The organism is Alteromonas sp. S005, assembly GCF_036864475.1.
Classification (GTDB): domain Bacteria; phylum Pseudomonadota; class Gammaproteobacteria; order Enterobacterales; family Alteromonadaceae; genus Alteromonas.
Genome location: NZ_JAZETN010000049.1, coordinates 1 through 328 on the forward strand (window position 1 = coordinate 1; position 328 = coordinate 328).

General features: G+C 44.2%; 1 tRNA gene. It reads left to right on the forward strand.

What is annotated here, in order from left to right:
• The first annotated feature begins 7 nt into the window (after positions 1 to 7).
• Positions 8 to 84: transfer RNA gene (locus V7R55_RS19500), tRNA-Ile, on the forward strand.
• Positions 85 to 328 lie beyond the last annotated feature (244 nt).

A 328-nucleotide genomic window follows, 5' to 3' on the forward strand; every position in this document is an offset into this window, starting at 1 on the left:
TTACTGAAGGCTTGTAGCTCAGCTGGTTAGAGCGCACCCCTGATAAGGGTGAGGTCGGCAGTTCAAGTCTGCCCAAGCCTACCATTCACCTGCACTTGCCTCGCAAGTGGTCGTGAAAAAGCCGCTTAACCGGAAGGAAACCTTCCTGACGGTTTTTCTACTCGCTAAAGTTGGCGGTAGTTAAAGGCTAAGGTAGAAAGTGATTTTATGTGTCACGTTGGACCCGAAATCCTAATGAATATTTACTGTTTCAGTAAGCATTGATTAGGGTTTTTTACTCTAAAGATGAAAGTACTGCTTTTGCAGGAAACATCGAATGTTCTTTAAC